The sequence below is a fragment of the Bradyrhizobium mercantei genome (genome assembly GCF_001982635.1).
GTDB lineage: Bacteria > Pseudomonadota > Alphaproteobacteria > Rhizobiales > Xanthobacteraceae > Bradyrhizobium > Bradyrhizobium mercantei.
Genome location: NZ_MKFI01000001.1, coordinates 613,736 through 635,294 on the forward strand (window position 1 = coordinate 613,736; position 21,559 = coordinate 635,294).

19 protein-coding genes are annotated in these 21,559 nt (G+C 64.9%); 7 read left to right on the forward strand and 12 right to left on the reverse strand.

Features of this window, described 5'->3' with window-relative positions:
- Positions 1–3: 3 nt before the first annotated feature.
- Together BI327_RS03025 and BI327_RS03030 are read right to left on the reverse strand one after the other, a co-directional pair.
- Complete coding sequence (locus BI327_RS03025) at positions 4–399, reverse strand: Rid family hydrolase (RefSeq protein ID WP_076858290.1); 396 nt, start codon at positions 397–399, stop codon at positions 4–6.
- A 247-nt stretch (positions 400–646) separates the two neighbouring features.
- Positions 647–1,873 (reverse strand): CaiB/BaiF CoA transferase family protein, encoded by a 1,227-nt coding sequence (locus tag BI327_RS03030; protein ID WP_076858291.1) that lies wholly within the window; start codon positions 1,871–1,873, stop codon positions 647–649.
- A 296-nt stretch (positions 1,874–2,169) separates the two neighbouring features.
- Between BI327_RS03030 and BI327_RS03035 the strand changes: the two genes are divergently transcribed.
- Positions 2,170–2,418 carry a hypothetical protein gene (locus BI327_RS03035; protein WP_143271519.1) on the forward strand — a complete coding sequence of 83 codons (249 nt, stop codon included), beginning with the start codon at positions 2,170–2,172 and terminating at the stop codon, positions 2,416–2,418.
- A 13-nt stretch (positions 2,419–2,431) separates the two neighbouring features.
- Here the strand turns inward: BI327_RS03035 and BI327_RS03040 are convergent, their stop codons facing one another.
- The 3 genes from BI327_RS03040 to nirB are packed head-to-tail and all read right to left on the reverse strand — an operon-like array spanning position 2,432 to position 7,895.
- Positions 2,432–5,098, reverse strand: a complete 2,667-nt coding sequence (locus tag BI327_RS03040) for a nitrate reductase (protein WP_076858293.1) — start codon at positions 5,096–5,098, stop codon at positions 2,432–2,434.
- Positions 5,099–5,109: 11 nt separating this feature from the next.
- Positions 5,110–5,439 carry a nitrite reductase small subunit NirD gene (nirD, locus tag BI327_RS03045; RefSeq protein ID WP_050420820.1) on the reverse strand — a complete coding sequence of 110 codons (330 nt, stop codon included), beginning with the start codon at positions 5,437–5,439 and terminating at the stop codon, positions 5,110–5,112.
- Positions 5,436–7,895: a nitrite reductase large subunit NirB gene (gene nirB, locus BI327_RS03050; protein WP_076858294.1), complete on the reverse strand. Its 2,460-nt coding sequence runs from the start codon at positions 7,893–7,895 to the stop codon at positions 5,436–5,438. Before nirB ends, nirD begins: the two co-directional genes overlap by 4 nt.
- A 113-nt stretch (positions 7,896–8,008) precedes the next feature.
- Between nirB and BI327_RS41460 the strand changes: the two genes are divergently transcribed.
- The 3 genes from BI327_RS41460 to BI327_RS03065 all read left to right on the forward strand — a co-directional run bounded on the left by BI327_RS41460 (position 8,009) and on the right by BI327_RS03065 (position 11,528).
- The gene (locus BI327_RS41460) at positions 8,009–8,407 is read left to right on the forward strand and encodes a hypothetical protein (RefSeq protein ID WP_143271520.1); all 399 of its coding nucleotides are present in this window, start codon (positions 8,009–8,011) and stop codon (positions 8,405–8,407) included.
- Positions 8,408–8,531: 124 nt separating this feature from the next.
- Positions 8,532–9,791, forward strand: coding sequence for an MFS transporter (locus BI327_RS03060; RefSeq protein WP_076859143.1), 1,260 nt, complete (start codon positions 8,532–8,534; stop codon positions 9,789–9,791).
- A 33-nt stretch (positions 9,792–9,824) separates the two neighbouring features.
- Positions 9,825–11,528 (forward strand): bifunctional protein-serine/threonine kinase/phosphatase, encoded by a 1,704-nt coding sequence (locus tag BI327_RS03065; protein ID WP_076858296.1) that lies wholly within the window; start codon positions 9,825–9,827, stop codon positions 11,526–11,528.
- A 111-nt stretch (positions 11,529–11,639) separates the two neighbouring features.
- Here BI327_RS03065 and BI327_RS03070 read toward each other — a convergent pair whose 3' ends face one another.
- From BI327_RS03070 to BI327_RS03085, 4 genes are all read right to left on the reverse strand, one after another.
- On the reverse strand, positions 11,640–12,269 hold the full coding sequence (locus BI327_RS03070; protein WP_076858297.1) for a hypothetical protein: 630 nt from the start codon (positions 12,267–12,269) through the stop codon (positions 11,640–11,642).
- Positions 12,266–12,808: a c-type cytochrome gene (locus BI327_RS03075; protein WP_076858298.1), complete on the reverse strand. Its 543-nt coding sequence runs from the start codon at positions 12,806–12,808 to the stop codon at positions 12,266–12,268. The genes BI327_RS03070 and BI327_RS03075 overlap by 4 nt, the downstream gene beginning before the upstream one ends.
- A gap of 69 nt (positions 12,809–12,877) precedes the next feature.
- Complete coding sequence (locus BI327_RS03080; protein WP_245334694.1) at positions 12,878–14,650, reverse strand: PQQ-dependent dehydrogenase, methanol/ethanol family; 1,773 nt, start codon at positions 14,648–14,650, stop codon at positions 12,878–12,880.
- A gap of 132 nt (positions 14,651–14,782) precedes the next feature.
- Positions 14,783–15,283: a copper chaperone PCu(A)C gene (locus tag BI327_RS03085; RefSeq protein ID WP_245334695.1), complete on the reverse strand. Its 501-nt coding sequence runs from the start codon at positions 15,281–15,283 to the stop codon at positions 14,783–14,785.
- Between BI327_RS03085 and BI327_RS41465 the strand changes: the two genes are divergently transcribed.
- Positions 15,260–15,781, forward strand: coding sequence for a hypothetical protein (locus tag BI327_RS41465; RefSeq protein WP_143271521.1), 522 nt, complete (start codon positions 15,260–15,262; stop codon positions 15,779–15,781). The two genes, BI327_RS03085 and BI327_RS41465, sit on opposite strands and share 24 nt — an antisense overlap.
- Positions 15,782–15,784: 3 nt before the next feature.
- Here BI327_RS41465 and BI327_RS03095 read toward each other — a convergent pair whose 3' ends face one another.
- On the reverse strand, positions 15,785–16,492 hold the full coding sequence (locus BI327_RS03095; protein WP_076858302.1) for an NUDIX hydrolase: 708 nt from the start codon (positions 16,490–16,492) through the stop codon (positions 15,785–15,787).
- Positions 16,493–16,676: 184 nt separating this feature from the next.
- Between BI327_RS03095 and BI327_RS03100 the strand changes: the two genes are divergently transcribed.
- Together BI327_RS03100 and BI327_RS03105 are read left to right on the forward strand one after the other, a co-directional pair.
- Positions 16,677–17,723 (forward strand): SPFH domain-containing protein, encoded by a 1,047-nt coding sequence (locus tag BI327_RS03100; protein ID WP_076858303.1) that lies wholly within the window; start codon positions 16,677–16,679, stop codon positions 17,721–17,723.
- Positions 17,707–18,642, forward strand: coding sequence for a sugar kinase (locus tag BI327_RS03105; RefSeq protein ID WP_076858304.1), 936 nt, complete (start codon positions 17,707–17,709; stop codon positions 18,640–18,642). The genes BI327_RS03100 and BI327_RS03105 overlap by 17 nt, the downstream gene beginning before the upstream one ends.
- A 27-nt stretch (positions 18,643–18,669) precedes the next feature.
- Here BI327_RS03105 and BI327_RS03110 read toward each other — a convergent pair whose 3' ends face one another.
- Complete coding sequence (locus BI327_RS03110; RefSeq protein WP_076858305.1) at positions 18,670–18,852, reverse strand: hypothetical protein; 183 nt, start codon at positions 18,850–18,852, stop codon at positions 18,670–18,672.
- A gap of 187 nt (positions 18,853–19,039) precedes the next feature.
- Positions 19,040–21,490, reverse strand: a complete 2,451-nt coding sequence (locus tag BI327_RS03115; RefSeq protein WP_083741896.1) for an LGFP repeat-containing protein — start codon at positions 21,488–21,490, stop codon at positions 19,040–19,042.
- Between the last annotated feature and the right edge of the window lie 69 nt (positions 21,491–21,559).

The window sequence follows — 21,559 nt, forward strand, 5'->3', positions numbered from 1 at the left end:
GCCCTACACCATCGCGATGCAGTCGATCTCGATGTCGAACGGCCCGGTCCATTCCGGGATGCAGACGAAGATCCGCGCCGGCAGATCATCCGCGAAGTATTTTCTGTAGATCGTATTGAAGGTCGCGAAGTGTTTCGCCGAGGTGCAGAAGATGTTGCACTTCATCACATTGTCGAACGAGGCGCCGGCCGCTTCCAGGCACTGCTTCAGTTGCTCCATGACCAGCTCGCTCTGCCGCTCGATCGAGGCGCCTGCGGCGATTTCGCCGGTTGCGGGATCGAACGGCGGCAGGCCGGAGACGAAGATCATATTGCCGGCGCGCGTGACTGCCGACGCCGGCGCCTTCCAGCGCTCCAGCCATCTCGAGATCGGTTCGACGCGGATCACTTCCCGTTTCATGATTGGCACCTTCGATGAGAGATCGATGGCGCCAATCTAGCAGGCGGATGTCAATGATGGTTCGATGACGATCGAAGTATAGTGGGCCACCTGGCTCTATCCCCGTCATCCTGAGGAGGCCGCGCAGCGGCCGTCTCGAAGGATCGACGGCCACCAGCCGGGCCGTTCATCCTTCGAGGCTCGCAAGAGCTCGCACCTCAGGATGACGGGGCGGCAGACCGGAATCGACCGCCGCCTCGGGGCAGGCCTACAGAATCCCTTGCGCCTTCAGGCCTTCGACCTTGGCCTCGTCATAGCCGATGGTGGCCAGCACGTCCTTGGTGTCGGCGCCGAGCAGCGGCGGGGCGCGGTATTCGGTGATCGGGGTGCCCGAGAAGGTCAGCGCATTGCGGATCAGCGACAGGTTCGGCTCGAAGGGATGATCGACCTTGACCCGCATGCCGCGCGACTGCACGTGCGGATCGCTGAACACCTGCTCGAAATTGTTGATCGGGCCGGACGGCACGCCGGCCTCCTCCAGCTTCTCCAGCCAGTAGGCCACCGGATGCTTCAGGAACAGGCCCGCGAAGATCGCCATGATCTCCTTGCCGTGCACGACGCGGTCGTTGTTCTTGACGAAGCGCTTGTCGTTGGCGAGCTCGGGTTCGCCGAGCACCGCGCAGGTGCGCTGGAACTGGCCGTCATTGCCGACCACCAGCATCAGCTCGCCGTCGGTGCAGCGGAACACGCCGGCCGGCATGCCGCCATTGCCCCAGGTGCCGCGGCGCGGCGGCATCTTGCCGTTGACGAGGTAGATCTGCAGCCAGTGCGACAGCGAGGCGATCACGGTGTCGAACAGGCAGACGTCGATGTGCTGCCCCTCCCCGTTGTTGGCGTCGCGGTGGTAGAGCGCCGAGAGGATGCCGATCGAGGTGTTCATGCCGGTCATGTAGTCGACGATCGACGGGCCGACCTTCATCGGGCCCTCGCCGGGCTCGCCGTCGATATGGCCGGTGACGCTCATCAAACCGCCCATCGCCTGCAGGATGGCGTCGTAACCGGCGCGCGGCGCGTAAGGCCCGGTCTGGCCGAAACCGGTCACCGAGCAATAGATGATGCCGGGGTTGATCTTCTTGATGGTCTCGTAATCGAGGCCGTAGCGCTTGAGGTCGCCGACCTTGTAGTTCTCCATCATCACGTCGGCCGTCTTGGCGAGCTCGCGGATGATCTCCTGCCCTTCGGGCTTGGCGATATTGACGGTGACCGATTTCTTGTTGCGGTTGGCGCAGAGGTAGAACGAATTGTTGTTGTTCGCCTTGCCCTCGGGATCGGGGAGATAGGGCGGACCAAAGGCACGGGCGTCGTCGCCGCCGCCGGGCCGTTCGATCTTGATCACGTCGGCACCGAGATCCGCCAGCATCTGGGCCGACAGCGGGCCCGCGAGCACCCGTGTCAGGTCGAGAATCTTGATGCCCGAGAGTGGCAGAGCCGACATGAAGCGTTCCTCCGATATCTTGCTAAATCTTGATTATCCGGCGCGGGACGGGTGTCTTTGCCCGTGTCCTGGACGCGCCAGAGCCTGCCGATACACCATTTTGGCGCCGCGAGCACTGCGTTGTCGGCATGAAGCCATCCGCGGACGGCCTATGTGCGGCGCACCGGGGGATCTGGCCGGAACCCGACCGCGCGGTCGCGCGCCCGGCTCCGATTGCCGCCGCGCGAAATTGTGAAGATGGCCGACACCGATTTGTCCCGGCGCCAGCGGTATTCTGCCGCGACGAGGAGGACACCATGCGAATGATCACAAGAGCCGGGCTGCTGCTGACGCTGGTTGCGGCCGCGATGCCGCCGGCGGATGCGCGCGGCGGCCACGGCCATGGCGGCGGGCACAGTCACGGCATGCATGCCGGGGGCGCAATGCACGGCGGCGGATTAGCCGATGACAAGCGGCACGGCGACGATCCCTACGCCAAGGCGGCCTCCGACGAAGAGGACCGCCTGCTCAACAGCAAGCTGAAGAGCATCTGCCGGGGTTGCTAACTCGTTCGAGACCCTAGGACGCGATCGCCGCCTGCCGCGGCTGCGCGGTGGCGCCGATCAGCTTGCCGATCTCGGGCTTGCAGCCGCCGCAATTGGTGCCGGCCTTCAGGCAGCGGCCGATCGCCTCGACGCTGTCGGCGCCCTTTTTGATCTCGGCGGTGATCTGGTGCCGTCCGATGCTGAAGCAGGAGCAGACGATCGGGCCGACATCCTCGCCCGCGCCGAACGGCCGTCCCGCGAGCAGCGCCATCCGCGCATTGGCCGACAATTGCTGTTCGGCGAACAGCCCGGTCAGCCAGGCCCGCGACGGCAGCGTGTGATCGGGCGCGATGAACACGCAGCCTTCGAGCCGGCCATCGCGCACCGCCGCGTAGCGGAAACGCCCCGCCGCCGGATCGCGATAGGCGATCCATTCGATCTCGACGCCGTCGAGGCCGAGCTGCGTCCGCGCCCAGTCGCGCCAGCTCTCCGGACGGACGTCGAGCGCAAGCTCCAGCCGCGTGCAATCGCCGGCCTTGCCGTACACCCAATAGCCGGACGCCGGACGCTTGATCGTGTCGCGGCTCAGGATGAAGGCGTGCCATTTCGGCGCGTAAGGATCGGCCTTGACCGGCGTGTGCTTGGATTCCGGCTGGCCGGACAGCGGATCGACCGCCGGATTGACCAGCGCGTTGACACGCCCCTCGCCGGCAAACTCCTCGTTCCAGTGCATCGGCACGAACACGCAGCCGCGGCGCTGGTCGGCGCTGACCACGACGCGCGCGATCATCTCACCCCAGCCGGAGGTCAGCCGCGCCAGCCCTTCGTTTTGCAGGCCGGCCTGCCGCGCATCTTCGGGGTGGAACTCGGCATAGGGCTCGAACACATGCGACAGCAGCCGCCCGGTCTTCCCGGTCCGGGTCATGGTGTGCCACTGATCGCGGACGCGGCCGGTGTTGAGCACCAGCGGAAAGTCGCGGCTGGTCGCGTTGCGCGCCGCGCGCGGCGCGACCGGCACGAAGCGCGCCTTGCGGTCGGGCGTGAAGAATGTCTGGCTCTCGAACATCCGCGGCGTGCCGGCCGGATGCTCCGACGTCACCGGCCACTGCACCGGCGCCAGCGCGTCATAGGCGCCGTCGTCGAGCGCAGCCAGCGCCGAGATATCGAAATCGCGCCGGCCGGCATTCTCGAAGCCCGACAGTTCGGCGTGCTCGCGGAACACCTCCGCGGCTGACGCGTAGTCGAAACCGGAATATCCCATGCGCTGCGCGACGTCGCAGATGATGCGCCAGTCGGCGCGCGCCTCGCCGGGCGCTGCGAGGAATGGCCGCTGCCGCGAGATCCGCCGTTCGGAATTGGTGACTGTGCCGTCCTTCTCGCCCCACGCCAGCGCCGGCAGCAGCACGTCGGCATGGCGGGTGGTGTCGGTGTCGCGCATGCAATCCGTCACCACGACGAGCTCGCAGGCGTCGAGCGCGGCGCGGGCGCGATCGGCATCGGGCAGGCTCACCACCGGATTGGTCGAGATGATCCACACCGCCTTGATGCGGCCATCGGCGATCGCGTCGAACATGTCGACCGCCTTCAGCCCGCTTTTCTCCGCCATGACCGGCGCGCGCCAGAACCGCTGCACCAGCTCGCGATGCGCGGGGTTCTCGATCTCCATATGTGCGGCAAGCTGGTTGGCGAGCCCGCCGACCTCGCGACCGCCCATCGCGTTGGGCTGGCCGGTCAGCGAGAACGGCCCCATGCCGGGACGGCCGATGCGCCCCGTCAACAGATGGCAATTGATGATGGCGTTGACCTTGTCGACGCCGCTCGACGACTGGTTGATGCCTTGCGAATACAGCGTGACGACGCGTTCGGTCCGGGTGAACCAGTCGAAGAACAGCCCGACCGCGCCTTCGGTCAGGCCGCAGGTCGCAGCGGTCTGCGCCACGGTCTGGCCACCCACCTGCTTGAGCGCGTCGACGACCCCCGTCGTGCAATTGCCGACAAAGCCGCGATCGACGGCATTGCTGCCGGCGAGGAATGCGAACAGCCCGTTGAACAGCACGCTGTCGCTGCCCGAGCGCAGCGGCAGATGCAGATCCGCGCCCTCGCAGGTCGCGGTGCGGCGCGGATCGATCACCACGATCTTGCACGCCGGGTTCTTTTCCTTTGCCGCCAGCATGCGCTGGTGCAGGATCGGATGGCACCAGGCGGCGTTGGAGCCGACCAGCACCAGGAGGTCGGCCTGCTCGAGATCCTCGTAGCAGCCCGGCACGGTGTCGCTGCCGAACGCGCGCTTGTGCCCGGCGACGCTGGACGCCATGCACAGCCGCGAATTGGTGTCGATATTGGCGGTGCCGACGAAGCCCTTGGCGAGCTTGTTGATGACGTAATAGTCCTCGGTCAAGAGCTGGCCGGAGACATAGAAGGCGACCGCGTCGGGCCCGTGCTCGCTGATGATCCGGCTAAAGCCGTCGGCGACGCGATCGAGCGCGTCGTCCCACGCGGCCGGCGCGCCGTCGACGACAGGCTCCAGCAGACGGCCGTCGAGATCGATGGTCTCGGCGAGCGCCGAGCCCTTGCTGCAGAGCCGGCCGAAATTGGCCGGATGCTGCTTGTCGCCCTCGACCCTGACCGCGCCCGCCGCGTCCTTCGACGCGATGACGCCACAGCCGACACCGCAATAGGGACACGTGGTCTTGACGGGCATTGCCTGACCGCTCAGCTCACCGCCGCCGCCTGCCGCACCGACAGCCAGACAATGCCGTTCTCGACCTTGGCCGGATGAGTATGCGTGCAGCCTTCATCGGGTGCGACCGCCTGCCCGCTCGCAAGCTCGATGACGAAGTTGTGCAGCGGACAGGTCACGCGCTTGTTGTGCACGATGCCCTGCGACAGCGGCCCGCCCTTGTGCGGGCAGCGGTCGTCGAGCGCGAACACCTCGTCGCTCTCGGTGCGGAACACCGCGATGTTGCCGCCCGGCGTGCGCACCACGCGCGAGCCGAGCCGCGGAATGTCGGCGAGTGCGCCGATTTCGATCCACTGGGTCATGCGAGCTCCAATTCGGCGAGAGGCGCGAACTCGTTGCGATCGACGCCGTGGCTGGCGCGCTCGGCCCACGGATCGGTCTGCGCGAACTGCTGCGAATAGGCAAAGCGGGCGAACAGCGCCTTGCGGTTGGCGACGTCGTCGACCACCCGCTTCCTGATCTGCTCGAGACCGACACGGTCGCACCATTTGTACATGCGCTCGAGATACCAGCCCTCCTCGCGATAGAGCTGGGTCAACGCCACGATCACCTCGAGGCACTCGTCCTCGGTCTCGACCTTGGTCAGGAACTCGGTGCCCTTGATATGCAGGCCCGCGGCGCCGGCAAAATGGATCTCGTAGCCGGAATCGACGCAGACCACGCCGACGTCCTTGCAGGTCGCCTCCGCGCAGTTGCGCGGGCAGCCGGAGACGCCGAGCTTGACCTTGGCCGGCGTCCACGAACCCCACATGAACTTCTCGAGCTTGACGCCGAGGCCAGTGGAATCCTGGGTGCCGAACCGGCACCATTCCGAGCCGACGCAGGTCTTCACCGTGCGCAGGCCCTTGGCGTAAGCGTGGCCCGACACCATGCCGGCGTCGTTGAGATCGGCCCACACCGCCGGCAGGTCCTCCTTCTTGACGCCGAGCAGGTCGATGCGCTGGCCGCCGGTGACCTTCACCGTCGGGATGTTGAACTTCTCGGCGACGTCGGCGATGGCGCGCAGCTCGCTCGGCGTGGTGACGCCGCCCCACATCCGCGGCACCACCGAATAGGTGCCGTCCTTCTGGATGTTGGCGTGGACGCGCTCGTTGATGAAGCGCGACTGCTGGTCGTCGCGGTATTCGCCCGGCCAGGTCGCGAGCAGATAGTAGTTCAGCGCCGGACGGCAGGAATGGCAGCCGTTCAGCGTCTTCCACTCCATGAAGCGCATCACCGCCGGAATGGTCTTGAGCTGCTGCTCGACGATGACGCGTCGGACGTCGTCGTGGCTGTGATCGGTGCACTTGCACAGCGGCTTGACCTTCGGCGCCGCCGAATAGTCGCCGCCGAGGGTGAACGCCAGCACCTGCTCGACCAGGCCGGTGCAGGAGCCGCAGGACGACGACGCCTTGGTATGGGCGCGCACGTCGTCGAGCGTGAACAGCTTCTTCTCGGAGATCGCCTTGACGATCGCGCCCTTGCAGACGCCGTTGCAGCCGCAGATCTCGGTCTCGTCGCTCATCGCGGCGACCGAGTTCTGGCCGCTGACGCCGCCATCGCCGAGATTGGCGGCGCCGAATACCAGGCGCTCGCGCATATGCGAGACGTCGGTGCCGTCGCGCAGATGCTGGAAGTACCAGGGGCCGTCGATCGTGTCGCCATAAAGCACCGCGCCGACGATCTTCTTGTCCTTCAGGATGATGCGCTTGTAGACGCCGCGGTTGGCGTCCTGCAGCACGATCTCCTCCTTGTCCGGCCCCGGCGCGAAGTCGCCGGCCGAGAACAGGTCGATGCCGGTGACCTTCAGCTTGGTCGAGGTGACCGAGCCGTCGTAGGTGGCGAAACCCTTCATCGCGAGGTGGTTGGCGCAGACCTTGGCCTGGTCGAACAGCGGCGCAACGAGACCATAGGTCTGGCGGCGGTGCTGCACGCATTCGCCAACCGCGTAGATGCGGCCGTCATAGGTCTGCATGGTGTCGGAGACGACGATGCCGCGCTCACAATAAAGGCCAGCCTTCTTGGCGAGCTCGAAGTTCGGGCGGATGCCGACCGCCATCACCACGAGATCGGCCGGCAGCTCGGTGCCGTCGCCGAAGCGCACACCGGTGACGCGGTCCTCGCCCAGGATGGCCTGGGTCTGCGCCGGCATCTTGAACACCATGCCGCGCTCTTCCAGCGACTTGCGCAGCAGGCCGCCGGCGACCGGGTCGAGCTGGCGCTCCATCAAGGTGTCGAGCAGATGCACGACCGTGACGTTCATACCGCGCTTCATCAGCCCGTTGGCGGCTTCGAGGCCGAGCAGGCCGCCGCCGATCACGACTGCGTTGCGATAGTCGGTCGAGGCCTTGATCATGCGATCGACATCATAGATGTCGCGGAAGCCGATCACGCCCGGCAGGTCCTTGCCCGGCAGCGGCAGCATGATCGGGTTCGAGCCGGTCGCGATCAGCAGGCGGTCATAGGGAACGCGTTCGCCGGCCTCGGTGACGACCTCACAGGTGCGGCGATCGATCATCGAGATCGTCTCGCCCTTGCGCAGCGTGATGTTGTTGTCCTCGTACCAGTCGACGGTGTTGAGCATGATGTCGTCGACGGTCTTCTCGCCGGCGAGCACCGGCGACAGCAGGATGCGGTTGTAGTTGCCGTAGGGTTCGGAGCCGAACACCGTGATGTCGTAGAGATCGGGCGCGCGCTCGAGCAGCGCCTCGACCGTCCGGATGCCGGCCATCCCGTTGCCGATCACCACGAGCTTCTGCTTGATCACCTTGTCGAGCATGGTCTGCCTTTCAATTCCGACGGCGATGCCCAGCGACGCGACACGCGTCGTTGATCGACACCGATAAAGGTTGGAGTTGTAGGAAGCCCATCCGCGGGCGCAGACCGTCCTCAATGACGATCGATGTTCCGTTAATGACTGATATTCAAAACGCGTGCCAACTCGACGCGGACGAATTTTGCAGCAGAATCAATCGGTTTTCGGGGACATCGAATCAGCCGGGCGATCTGTCGCGCAAACGGCAGGCCGAATTTTTAGCCACGGCGATGATCTCTTGTGCAGCACAGCATCAGCGGCCGCGATGGCGATCGCGAACCCGCGATCGATGCGCCGGCGCATGCCGATGGCGCATCGCACAAGAAAGCATCAGCGTGCGCGTTTGCGCGGCGGCTCTTGCTGCAAGCCACGCCAATTCCGATCACGGAATCCGCTTCGCGATCTCGCGGCAACGTCTTGCGACTGCAAGGCAAAGCGGCGCGATCGATTCGATGGCACGCAAATTGCTGACCTGACTTCTTGACGGAGTGCGTCTCAACGACGAGCGCGCTCATACATTCACCCACATTCGATTTATCTGCGCCTGAGGGAGCCGCGCTTGTGCGGCTGTCTCCGCCGCATCAACGCGAGACGCTTGCGATGAAGCTAGCCGAGTTCAAGAAGGCAGGTCACTGGCCGACACTGCTTGCCGCGTTCCTCTACTTCGACATCAGTTTCATGGCGTGGGTCGCGCTCGGACCGCTGATCGTCTACATCGCGCGCGACATGAATCTGGCCGTGAACGAGAAGTTCACCCTGGTCGCCATTCCCGTGCTCGCCGGCGCACTGCTGCGCGTACCGATGGGCATTCTCGCCGACATCATCGGCGCCAAGCGCACCGGCATCATCGCCCAGCTCGTCGTGATCGCCGCGACCGCGGCGGTGTGGCAATTCGGACTGACCAGCAAGCTCGCGATCGAGCTGTTCGGGCTGGCACTCGGCGTCGGCGGTGCCTCGTTTGCCGTTGCCCTGCCCCAGGCGAGCCGCTGGTATCCGCCGCAATATCAGGGCGTGGTCATGGGCATCGCCGGCGCCGGCAATATGGGCGTCGTGCTCGACACACTTCTTGCCCCGACTATCGCTGAACATTGGGGCTGGCAGGCCGTGTTCGGATGCCTGCTGATTCCGATGCTGATGGTGCTCGCCTATTATGCGTTCGCAGCCAAGGACGCGCCGGGCGAGCGCAAGCCGATCTCGCTGAAGGCCTATGGCGCGCTGCTGAAGGACTCCGACAGCCGCTGGTTCATGTTCTTCTACTTCATCACCTTCGGCGGCTTCGTCGGCCTCGCCAACGCGCTGCCGCTCTATTTCACCGTGCAGTATCATGTCTCCGGCGTCGCGGCCGGCATGCTGGTCGCGCTGATCGTCGCGTTCGGCTCGGGATTCCGCCCCGTGGGCGGCATGATCGCCGACCGTATCGGCGGCATCCGCTCGCTCTCGATCCTGTTCGGCGTCGTCGTCGCCGCCTATGTCGTGATCGCGTTCATGCCCGAAGGCCCGGTGGCGGCGACGCCGGGCGGCTGGGCGCTGACCGAGCTGCCGCGCATCGCCTGGGTCTCGGTGCTGCTGTTCTCGATCGGCGTGCTGGCGCTCGGCATGGGCAATGGCGCGGTATTCCAGCTGATCCCGCTGCGCTTCCGTCACGAGATCGGCCTGATGACCGGGCTGGTCGGCTGCGCGGGCGGCGTCGGCGGCTTCTTCCTCGCCCAGACGCTCGGCTATGCCAAGGGCATGACCGGCGGCTTCGGCGCCGGCTTCCTGTTCTTCGGCGCGCTGGCGTTGCTTGGCTTCATCGGACTTGCCATGGTCAAGGTCCGCTGGCGCACCACCTGGGGCGCGGTGTCGGGAGCGCGCGTCTGATAGCCCGCTCCGCAGGGAGAGGATAGCTCGGACGTGGCGAATGGCGCGCAACCGGACTTGGGCGTTCGCGTCGGCTTCGCCAGCGAGACCGGCAAGCGCGCCGCCAATGAGGACTATGTCGCGGCCTGCCTGGGCCAGCCGGGCACGCTTCACCGCGATGTCGTGGCCGCGGTCGCCGACGGCGTCGGCGGCCACAAGGGCGGACGCGAGGCCGCGGAGGTCGCGGTCCGCAGCTTCATCGACGCCTATTATTCGCTGCCCGAGACGCTCGGCGTCCGCCGCCGCGCCGCGCGGGCGCTGGAAGCCGCCAACAGCTGGATCTATGGCCAGGGCCGTGTCGATGCCGCGCGCAGCGGCATGGCCTGCGCGTTCTCCTCCATCATCCTGTCGCGGCGGCAATGCCATGTGATCCATATCGGCGACACCCGCGCCTATCGCCTGAGCGACGGACGGCTGGAGCGCCTGACGCAGGATCATATCGCCGGCCGCGGCGACCTCGCCCACATGCTGAGCCGCGCCATCGGTTTCGAGGAATTCGCCCGCTTCGACTATACGTCCGTCGGGCTCCGGCAACATGACCGTCTCCTGATCTGCAGCGACGGCGTTCATGGCGCGCTCGCCGATGCCCGGCTTCAGCAATTGCTGGACGAACGCACGCCGCCCGACGAATCGGCGCGCAGCATCGTCGATGCCGCGCTCGCGGCCGGCAGCAGCGACAACACGTCAGCGCTGGTGCTCGACGTCGTCGACCTGCCGCCGGCGGATCGCGACGATCTTACGCATGCGATCGCGACGCTGCCGATCCTCGACCTGCCGCTGAGCGGCGAGGTGATCGACGATTTCGCGCTCGGCGACGTGCTGTCCGACGGGCGCTACAGCCGCCTGTTCAAGGCTGTCGACAAGCGCGCCGGTCGCGACGTGGTGCTGAAATTTCCGCATCCGCGGGTCGCGAGCGAAGGCTCCTACCGCCTCGCCTTCGTGCGCGAGGCCTGGGTCGCCGCGCGCGTGCGCAGCCTGTGGATCGGCGAGATCATCGAGGTACCGGCGGAGCGGCAGACCAGGCTCTATTCGGCGATGCCGCTTTACGAGGGCGAAACGCTGGAGCAGCGGCTCAACCGCGCGCCGCGGCTGTCGCTCACCGAGGGCATCGCGATTGCGACCAAGCTGGTGCGCGCGGTCACGGCGCTGCATCGCGCCGGCATCATTCATCGCGACATCAAGCCCGACAACGTGATCCTCTTGAAGGACGGCGGGTTGCGGCTCGTCGACCTCGGCGTCGCGCGCGTGCCGCTGCTGGAGGATTTTCCCGCCGAGGACATTCCGGGCACCGCGAGCTACATGGCGCCCGAGCTGTTCGGCGGCAAGGCCGGCGACGAGGCCTCCGACCTGTTCGCGCTCGGCGTCACCGTCTACCGCATGTTCACCGCGAACTATCCCTTTGGCGAGATCGAGCCGTTCTCGCGGCCGCGCTTCGGCAAGCCGGCGCCGCTGTCACGCTACCGGCCGGACCTGCCGGCCTGGCTCGATGCCGTGATCGGCAAGGCGCTCAGCGTCGAGCCCGCGCAACGCTTCGGCGACGCCATCGAGTTCGCGCATGAACTGGAGAACGGCGCGACCTGGGCCGGCCCGGCCGTCACCACCCGCAAATCGCTGCACGACCGCGATCCCGTGACCTTCTGGAAAGTGCTGTGCGCCATTCTCGCTCTGGTCATCGTGGTGCTATTGGCGCGGCGTTAGCACAGCAAGACCACCTAGCTCCGTCATGCCCGGCCTTGTGCCGGCCATGACGAAAGAGATTCGTTCGCAGTCGGTTAGAAGGCTACTGAAATCGCCATTCCGGTCAGGCGCTCAAGACCCGGCGCGGCGGATCGTGATCCGGGTCTCGTCGGTCATGTCCTTGAGCTCCTTGCTCGGCTCGCGATAGAGATGCCGCTCGATCACGACCGTCCGGCCGTCCGTGGTCTTGCTGCACGTCTCGTCGACGAACACGCCGCCGACCTCCTGCTTGCCGCCGCTTGGCTTCGCCTCCGAGCAGGTCCAGCCGTCCTCGCCATAGCGCGACTTCGCCTGCAGGCCGAGCAGGAACGCCTTCTTGCGCAGATAGAGCCGCGCCTTGGGGTCGGTCTCGATCGTCAGCGCCGCGATCTTGGCGTCCTTGTCGATCATCACGGTCAGGATCGCCGGATGGCCGCCCACCATGGTGCCTTCTCGCGCGGTCTCGCGGTCATACTCGAACCTGATGCCGCGCAGCTGGTCCGGCCCTTCCGGGCAGTTCGGCCACTGCGCCCATTCCGCCAATCTGTGGGTGGTCTTCTCTCCGGCGCAGGTCAGGTTGATGTATCCCGCGTCGGGAACTTTGCTGATCTCCATTCCGACATTGATGTCGCGCAGGTCCCCCGCGGTTGCCATCGCCGGCACCGCGGCCGTGACTGAGGCGGCGAAGACGAACCCGCGGATTGCCGATCTGTGCTTGCTCATGGCTTTGCCTTCTCGCTTGGGTCGGACGGCGCGGCGGCATGGCCGGCCTCCTTGTAGATGTTGCAGACGCGCGAGCCATCGCCGAAGAAGGCGATGCATTCGTCATAGCTCGGCTCGCCCTTGCCCTTGACATGGGCGAGCACGTAATCGGCGACGGCCTCGATCTCGTTCGGCCGCAGGAACACATTGGCCTCGGGCGGCATGCGGTCGGCGACATCCTGCCGGTTCATCTCGTAGCATTTCGTGGTGTCATAGGAGCCGCGCACGAAGAACGGCATGCCGGTGCCCGGCCGTCCGCACGTCACGGTCTCGATGATCTGCTCGCGCGTCAGCTCCGTCTTGCGCAGCGACAGGGCGTCGCCGCCATAGCCGCCGCCGCCATTGCCATGCCATTTGTGGCAACCGATGCAATTGCCGCGCTTGAACACCGCCTTGCCTGCATCGGTCGGATCACCAGCCGACTGCGCCTGCGCCGTACCCGTCAATCCCATCACGAGCGCGCAGCCGAGCCACGCGCCAACCAGCCAGTTGTGCTTCATTTGCTTTTGTTTCTCTGAACCAAGGTCAACGCGGGAGGCCTCTTACCGAAGCCTCCCGCGCCTGCGACGTCAAAGGGCGAACACGTAGAGCATCGAGCCCGGCTGCATCCGCTTCAGCTCGGGCGTGGCATCGATGAACCACTTGTCCCAGGCACCGCCGAGGCCGACCAGGATCGCGACATACTGCTTGCCGTCCACCGAGAACGTCATCGGGGGCGCGTTGACGCCACCGCCGGTGTTGAACTGCCAGAGCTGCTGCAGCGACTTCGCGTCATAGGCGATCACCTCGCCGGATGGCTGCCCGGAGAACACGAGGTCGGGCGTCGCCAGGATGCCGCCGAGGTTCGGGAACTGGGTCTCCGCCTTCCCCGCCACCTTGCCGGTGGTGACGTCGATCGCGGTCACGCTACCCGTGATCTTGACGTTCTGGCTCGGTCCGCCGCCCGTCCAGAACTCACGTGCTTTCAGCTTGTCCTTCTGCGACTCCTCGACCTTGATATGGTTGCAGCTCTCGATCACCGGAATGTACCAGAGCTTCAGGTTCGGATTGTACGCAGTCGGCGGCCAGTTCTTGCCGCCCATGTTGCCGGGGCAGATGTCCGTTTCCTTGTTGGTGCGGCTCGGCGTCACCGAGGCGTTGTACTTCTGCACGCCCTGCTTCGGATCATACTCCACCGGCTTGCCGGACTCGGGATCGAGACCCTTGGTCCAGGTCACCTTCTTGACGAAGGGCAGACCCCAGACGAACTTGCCGGTGTTGCGATCGACCGCATAGGCAAAGCCGTTGCGGTCGGCCTCGAGCGCGAGCTTCAGCGTCGTGTTGTTCGGACCGGGGACGTCGATCAGCACGTTCTCCGCCACGCTGTCGTAGTCGTAGGGATCGTTCGGCGTGTGCTGGTAGTGCCACTTGATCTTGCCGGTGTCGGCATCGAGACCAAGCGAACTATCGGTGTAGAGGTTGTCGCCGGGACGATACTCATTGTCCCAGTCCGGACCTGGGTTGCCGACGCCCCAGACGATGGTGTTGGTCGAGGGGTCGAAGCTGCCGGTGACCCAGGTCGATCCGCCGCCGCTTGCCTTGGCGTCCTTGTCGTCCTTCCAGGTCTCATGACCCGGCTCATCCTTGCCCGGGATGGTGTGGGTGCGCCACACTTCCTTCTGGCTCTTCAGGTCGGTCGCAGCGATCCAGCCGCGAATGCCGTATTCGGCGCCCGCCACGCCTGAGATCGCCATGTCCTTCACGATCAACGGTGCGCCGGTGATCACCTCACCCTTGTCGGGATCGGCGACCTGACGCTGCCAGGCGACCTGCCCGGTCTCCTTGTTGGTCGCGATCAGGCGGCCGTCGAGCGTGTGCGAGACGACGAGGTTGCCCCACAACGCGACGCCGCGATTGTCGACACCGCAGCAGGCCACCGCGCCGGCCCAGTCGTGGTCGGTCTTGGGATCCATCTTCCAGACCAGCACGCCTTTGCCGCCATGCGCATCGATCTTGTAGACCGAGCCCCAGCCGTCGGTGACGTACATGAATCCGTTCTCGACGATCGGAGTTCCCTCCAGGCCGCCATGCGCCCAGATTCCGCCGCCCTCGACGCCGCCGAGATGCATGGTCCAGGCGACCTTCAGATTCTTGACGTTGTCCTTGTTGATGTCGGTCAGCGACGAGAAGCGGGTCGCGGAATAGTTCTTGTGATGGTGCAACCAGTTGCCTGCTTCCTTGTCAGCATTGAGCAGACGGTCCTGGTTGACATCGTCCGCAAGCGCGAACGAGCCTGCGAAGGTCGCAGCGGATGCTACTGCCGCCGCGAGCATGTGAGACTTAACCCAATTCAACCTTGTCATAGATGCATTTCCTCCGGATCTAGCATTCTTCATTGATCGAACCGCCCGTCACATACGGACAGTCTCGCGAGAAGCCTTGAGTCCCGGCGCATGGCTGTGCCATTCGCCGCATTCCTGGTCACTAAACTTGGGTCACTTCTGGACCTGTACCTCCGTCTCGATGGTGCCTGCTTTCTGAAAAACGACCGCGCATTTGAAGGTCTCGCCGGGCGCGAGTGCCTGACGCAACTGCAGCAGCATGACGTGATAGCCGTCGCGCTTGAGCTCGAGCGATGTCTTGGCCGGGACTGGTATATTGGATATCGAGCGCATCGCGGGCGCGCCTTCACCGCGATCGACGATATGACGCTCGGAAAAATTGGCGACCGGGCAGCGGACACGGAGCAGCGCGTCGGCGCTGTCGGCCTCGTTCTTGATCGTCATCGTCAAGGGAAGGTCCCCGCCCGCTTTGTCGACCGCCGGTACGCGCGCATCCACAATCTGCAGGGATTCGTTCGCGACGGCGTTATGCATTACTCCGAACGCGCTGATCAGGCAGAATAATGGCAACGCGATCCAAGACCTATACTTGACGGAGTTGCACTTGAGGTTTCTGCACGCAACGGCGCAATGCAACTCCCGCTCGAACGGCATCAAGTTTTCTCCCGACATGATTTTTGCAGCATTGTTTCACGCTTCATCGTGGGCTGCCAGCAATACATCGAGAACGCTGCTTCAATGCAATTTTCGGCACGCATGGCGGCCATGCTGCCTTCTTGTGCATGCGTGCTCTCGATAACGAGCGCCGCTAGAGCGCGACGCAACACATGCCGCACTGCATCAGGTGATCGGCACCGCAGCGGCCGACGCCATCACATCGTCTCGGATGGCGCAACGTCGGGACAATTGTTCCCGATCGATGCACGCGGCGAGAATTATTATCTCCTCCGAATCGACGGCGCGCCGGTCCCGCTGCGCAATCCGTATCAATATGTTTCGCTCAGGATTGCCCTGGAGAGCCGGCATCGCGCCGCGCCTCCATTATGCGAACGAGACGTTGCGCATCGCCGTGGTGGTTTTGTGCCGCGACGGCCGTTCCCTGCCTTGTTCCTTCCTGGCGTCGCAACGCCCGGCTTCGATCTCTCGGTCTGACGTTCAGCCCGGTGGATTGAACGTCCGCGCGAAGAACACCGGCGCCTTGGCCCTCTTCAACCGGTACAGCTGCGCCGGCCGGTTCGGCCCCTTGCGCATCCTGGCGACCGGCTCGATCAGGTCGGCGGCGAGCATGCGGGTGCGGAAGGCGCTCTTCTCCAGCGCACGATCGAGCACGATCTCGTAAGTGCGCTGCAATTCCGGCAGCGTGAATTCCGGCGGCATCAGGTAGGCGGGCAGCGAGGTGTACTCGACCTTGCTGCGCAAACGCTGCACGGCTGCGTGCAGGATCTCGGCGTGATCGAAGGCAAGCTTCGGCCTCACCTTCTCGCCCTCCACCGCGAACCATTGCGCATCCGCGGCCAGCGCGCCGCCGGCGGCGTGCTCCGGCAGCAATGCGAAATAGGCGTGCGTCGCAGACCAGCCACGCGGATCCCGCGTGGCACTGCCCCAGCTGCCGAGCTGCTCAAGATACGGACTGACCACGCCGGTCTTGTCCTTCAGCTTGCGCGCCGCGCAGGCTTCGAGGTCGCGGTCGCCGGCGATGTCGACGAAGCCGCCCGGCAGCGCCCAAGATCCTGGAAACGGCTCGCCTTCCGCCCTTGGCCGTTGAACCAGCAGGACCTGGAGCGCGTCTGACCGAATAGCGAAAATGACGACGTCGACCGTCGTCAGCGGCCGCGGAAAGTCGAGTTCCGGCTTCTCGGGCATGCTCTTCCCCACTCCTTCGAGGTTCTGGTCATGACGCGTCGTCTTCACGCGAACCGGCGTCCAGTTCGCTCGAAACCGCTTCGCTGGCGTGAACCTTTTCGCGTCCCGGCTTGACAATAGCATACTTAGTTGTACAGTCCAACTATATTAGTTGTTCAGACACACTTATTAAGGAGTATCCGTCATGTTCGGACTTCGCTTCATCAAGGCCCAGCCGACCACCTATCTCATGAAATACCGCGGCGGCGCGGTGACCCAGCAGGGCGCCGGCCTGTCCGGCTTCTACTATGGGCCGGTCACCTCGCTGGTCGCGGTCCCGATCGGCAGCCGCGACGCCGCCTTCATCTTCCAGCAGAGCGCGCGCGACTTTCAGGCGCTGACCATTCAGGGCCATGTCACCTACCGGATCAGCGAGCCGCAGAAGGCCGCCGCGATGCTCAACTTCACGCTCAAGGCCGACGGCAAGACCTATGAGTCCGACGACCCGGAGAAGCTGCCGCAGCGGATTCTGGCGACCGTCGAGGTGCTGGCGCAGCAGGCGGTCAAGGAGTTGACCTTGAAGGAAGCGTTACAGGCCGCCGATCGCATCGCCGGCCTGATCGAGGGCGGACTGCGCGGCCGCGCCGATATCGCCTCGCTCGGCCTCGAAATCCTCGGCGTCTCGATCCGCGGCGTCAAGCCGACGCCGGACACCGCCAAAGCGCTGGAGGCCGAGGCGCGCGAGGCGATCCTCAAGAGCGCGGACGAAGCGATCTTCGCGCGGCGCAATTTTGCCGTGGAGCAGGAACGCGCGATCCGCGAGAGCGAGCTCGACACCGAGATCGCGGTCGAGCAGAAGAAGCGTTCGATCCGGGAGACCCAGATGGATGCTGAGGCGAGCGTCGCGGCCAAGCAGGCCGAGCTGCGCGAGGCCGGCATGGTCGCCGACATCACGCTGGAGAGCAAGCGCAAGGACTTCGTCGGCCTCAACGCCGAGAACACCCGCACGCTGGCGGACGCCGAGGCCTATCGCGTCGGCGCGCTGATGAAGATATTCGAGGGCGTCGACACCCGCGTGATCCAGGCGCTGGCGTCTGCCGGCATGCAGCCGGGACAGCTGATCGCGCAGGCCTTCAGCGGCATCGCCGAAAAGGCCGAGAAGATCGGCCAGCTCAACGTCTCGCCCGACCTGCTCAACACGCTGCTGGACAAGCCCGCCGCCGTGGAGGCCCCCCGTGCCCGCCGACAATGACCGCAAGATCGTCCTCGTCACCCGCAAGACGCGGCTCGAGGAGCTGATCGCGAAATACCTGACGGCGGCGCAGGCCCGCTTCTATGTCGAGCATCTCGGCGCCGACTTCTCCGACTACCAGCGCGAGCACGATGTCTATCAGGCCGAGCGCCGCGTCACCGTGCAGGCGCTGGAGCAATGGGGCCGCTACCAGATCATCGACCGGAGTTTTTTGCCGAACTTCATCTTCGGCCCGTCCGACATCGTGGTGGCGCTCGGCCAGGACGGCGTCGTCGCCAACACGATGAAATATCTCGACGGCCATCCGCTGATCGGGCTCAACCCGGATGCCAGGCGTTACGACGGCATCCTGCTGCCCTTCGTGCCGCATGACCTCCCTACCCTGCTGCGCGAGGTCGCTTCCGACAGGCGCGGCCACAAGGCGGTGACGATGGCGAAAGCCGAACTCACCAACGGCCAGGTGCTCTACGCCGTCAACGACCTCTTCATCGGCGCGCGCACGCATACGTCGGCCGTCTATGAGATCGCGCTCGCCGGGCAGAAGGAGCGGCAGTCCTCGAGCGGCCTGATCGTCGCGACCGGGCTCGGCTCGACCGCCTGGTTCAAGAGCATCGTCACCGGCTCGCTCGCGATCGCCGGCGCCTTCGGCGGCGGCAGCGACGGCCCGCCCTATCTGCCGCAGGCATGGGACGCCGGCGCGCTGCGCTTTGCGGTGCGCGAGCCGTTTCCGAGCCGCACCTCGCAGGTCACGCTGGTCTGCGGCAGCCTCGACCGCGCCGAGCGCCTCAGCGTGCGCTCGCTGATGCCGGAGAATGGCGTGATCTTCAGTGACGGCATCGAGGCCGACCGGCTCGATTTCAATTCGGGGACCGAAGCGCAGATCGCCGTCGCGGAGCGCGAAGGACGGCTGGTGGTGTGAGGCAGCCGCATGGTTCTGCGGCGCAGCTCACTGCGGCACCGGATGCAAGCGCGCCAGCTGGTCGAGCGACAAGGTGGCCTCGCGATCGCTCAGCGGAAAACGGACAATGATGTCCTGACGCGCCACCTGCCCCCACAGCGCATCCGACGACCATTTCTGCGGCTCGGGTCCGCGCGGTCCGTCAATCCAGATGAAATACCATTCCGTCATGGCACGCGACCAAAACTCCCTCGCCGGAACATTGGTCCCTCGCGAGCCTCTCCGCAACGGCCGATTTCGCGCCGGCGCGGCCGCCCGCGGATCGGCGCGCGAGCGTGTCGACCCGGATGCCAATCAGGCGCTTCCGCCCGCATCTGCCCTGTCAGTTCGAAACGCTCCTTGAATCCCGCGAAGCGCGCTATCCCGGATCTCCAAGCCAAATATTGTTGGCAATGTAGTGGAAGAACGGATCCTGGAGGTTCTCCGGCAGGCCCATATTCGAGCTGTGACCATATTGGGCGGAACGGGTGCCACCGTACCAATCGTCGACGATGTGCGCCTGCTGCTCGAGGCCGAACTTATGGAATGGAATGTCCGGTTTGCCGTAGGCGTAAACGTCCGACCCCACGCTGGCGCGCCGCCGCGTGACATAGTCGCAAAGCACCCCGACGGAGCTGCGGTGATAGATTTGCCAAACGTGCGTCAGCTCGTGAATGAAAACCTGGCCCGCACGCTTGTAGTATGACGTACCGGCCCACCCCATGGGGTTCTGGAAACATGCGTCGCCGAGATTGACGAGGATCGAGCCGTCAATGTTGGGCACGGTGAATCTGCCGCCACCGTCGCCATGAGCACCGGGCGCGGCCACGTTGGTGAGGATAATTTGGTCTTGCGGAGGCAGCGTTCCTTTGAAGATCCGGTTCGCGAACCGGTACTCGTCATCCGTCATGGTACGATGCTTGATGGCGACTGCGCCGACGACGCCTGCCAACATGCCCACCGTGAAGCCGAGCGGGCCCAGGAAAAGCACGGATGCTCCCGCGACAACGACTCCCACGAGCCCGCCTGGTCCGACGACGCGAACGCCGAGATGTCTTCCCAGGACACTCCCGATAAGGACGATGCTGGCCAGTGCAGGCCCACCGACCGCCGCGCCGACGAGCCAGCCTGCAATGTCGTTCACTGCCGCCTCGACGTCGCCAAGGATGCCCATATCCTTGTAGGCGTGCATCACCGAGAAATTCGCTTCGGCGATGTCCGGCCAATGGTCCTGGAGAAAGATGACCTGTTGCTTCAATTGCAGATCCGCAACCTGCGCGGAATCCGAGATCGTGTTCGATTCCGCGTGATGGAAGTCGCGGCCGCCCCCGCCTATGATGTGCCCTTGAATCGAACCGTTGGCCTGCAACGCCAGGGCGACGCCGTTCGGCGTCGTCAACATCACCCGGACCGTGAAACTGTAGTCATCGGCGCCACTGTCGTGCATGTGGCAGGCGAAGTCCCAAGTGGAGTTGCTCCGGACCGTCAGCGCGACGTTTCCCCCAAGCGCGGTTCCCGCAGGAGTCAGGATCTGGGCTGAAAAGGTTTTTTCGTCCGGGATGACGATAACTTCGTCGTCGTCGAGCAGATAGCCAGAGCCGTACTGGAATCGAACAAGCGTACCAACCTTTGAAGACCCCGGCGGATTAGCACGTTGCGTGACGGCGGTCGGGTACTCAAGCCATCCATCCATCATCCGAGCGTTCTCCCAGGTCGAGGAGAGCGCGCCAGGCACTTCAAAAGCGCCGAACGGGGCTGCCCATGCGATGATGCCGTGCTCGAAGCGTGAGTAACGACCGACGCCATCGGCAGCGACCAGCTCATCGCTCGTCGGGCGGCCAAGTGTCTTGATGAGATTTGCCGATTTCCAGCGTGCGAGAATTGCGCCGTGCATCTCGTGCGCGCCCGTCGTACCTGAGTAATGAATCTCACCCTGATCGAACGGTGATAGACGGCCACCTTCCCAACCCATCTCATCGTAGGTTGGCCAGCCGAGCGCCGGCATAAGGCCGGGCGCGCGCACGTCGCCAAGACCCTGGTAACAGATCCAGATCGCCCCATACACCACGAAAGACCGGTTGCCCGGCCGCGCGACAATGAGGCCCCCCTTGAAACGCTGGGCAAACCCTGCCTCCGCTGTCGCAAAGGTGTCCTCGACCGGCACGCCGAGGATCTGCTGGATGTTGTCGTCGGTGACCGACTTGTCCATCCACTTGGCGAGGATCGGATTGCCGATGAAAAATGCGTCGGTCGGCGACACCTGCCATATCGCGCCGTTCTCGAACCGCATCATCGTGCCAAGACCGTTCGGCAGATCTTGCGGCAGCCCGAGCGGGTTACCAAGGAAGCTCTGGCCACCCAAGGCAGCGTATTTGCGGCCGATAACGGAATTCGGATCGACCCCTAAGCAAGTTCCGGTGAGGGACAGGTTGGTGGCAAAGGGATCGCCGCCAATGATCAACTTGGCGGCAAACGGACCCGGTGCCGTCCCGACCGGAAGAGTCACGGAGACGGACACAGTGATCATGCTCCCCGCAGCGACGGTCAGCGGCGCGCCGTTCGACGAACCGGCCGGCTCGCCGACCCAATCGTATGTCGGCGGCGTATGTGATGGCACATCCACGGGATCGACCTTCTGCAAAGTCAGCGTCGATGCGGTGATCGAGACGGCGCTGAAGATCTTTGGATCACCCTGAATTTCAGCCTGAACAGTCGTTGAAGACGGGGCAATCCATTGCGTCACGGCGAATAGATAATCGTGGGTGCCCATCGGAAGGGCGCCGATTTCCGTGTGGGTGTACGGCCGGGGTTTTGGTGGTGTGGTGATCATGCCTGGCTCCCTGCGACGTGGATTAAAACCTGCGTTGCTGATCGAAGCGAAATCGGCGTAGAGGCGTTC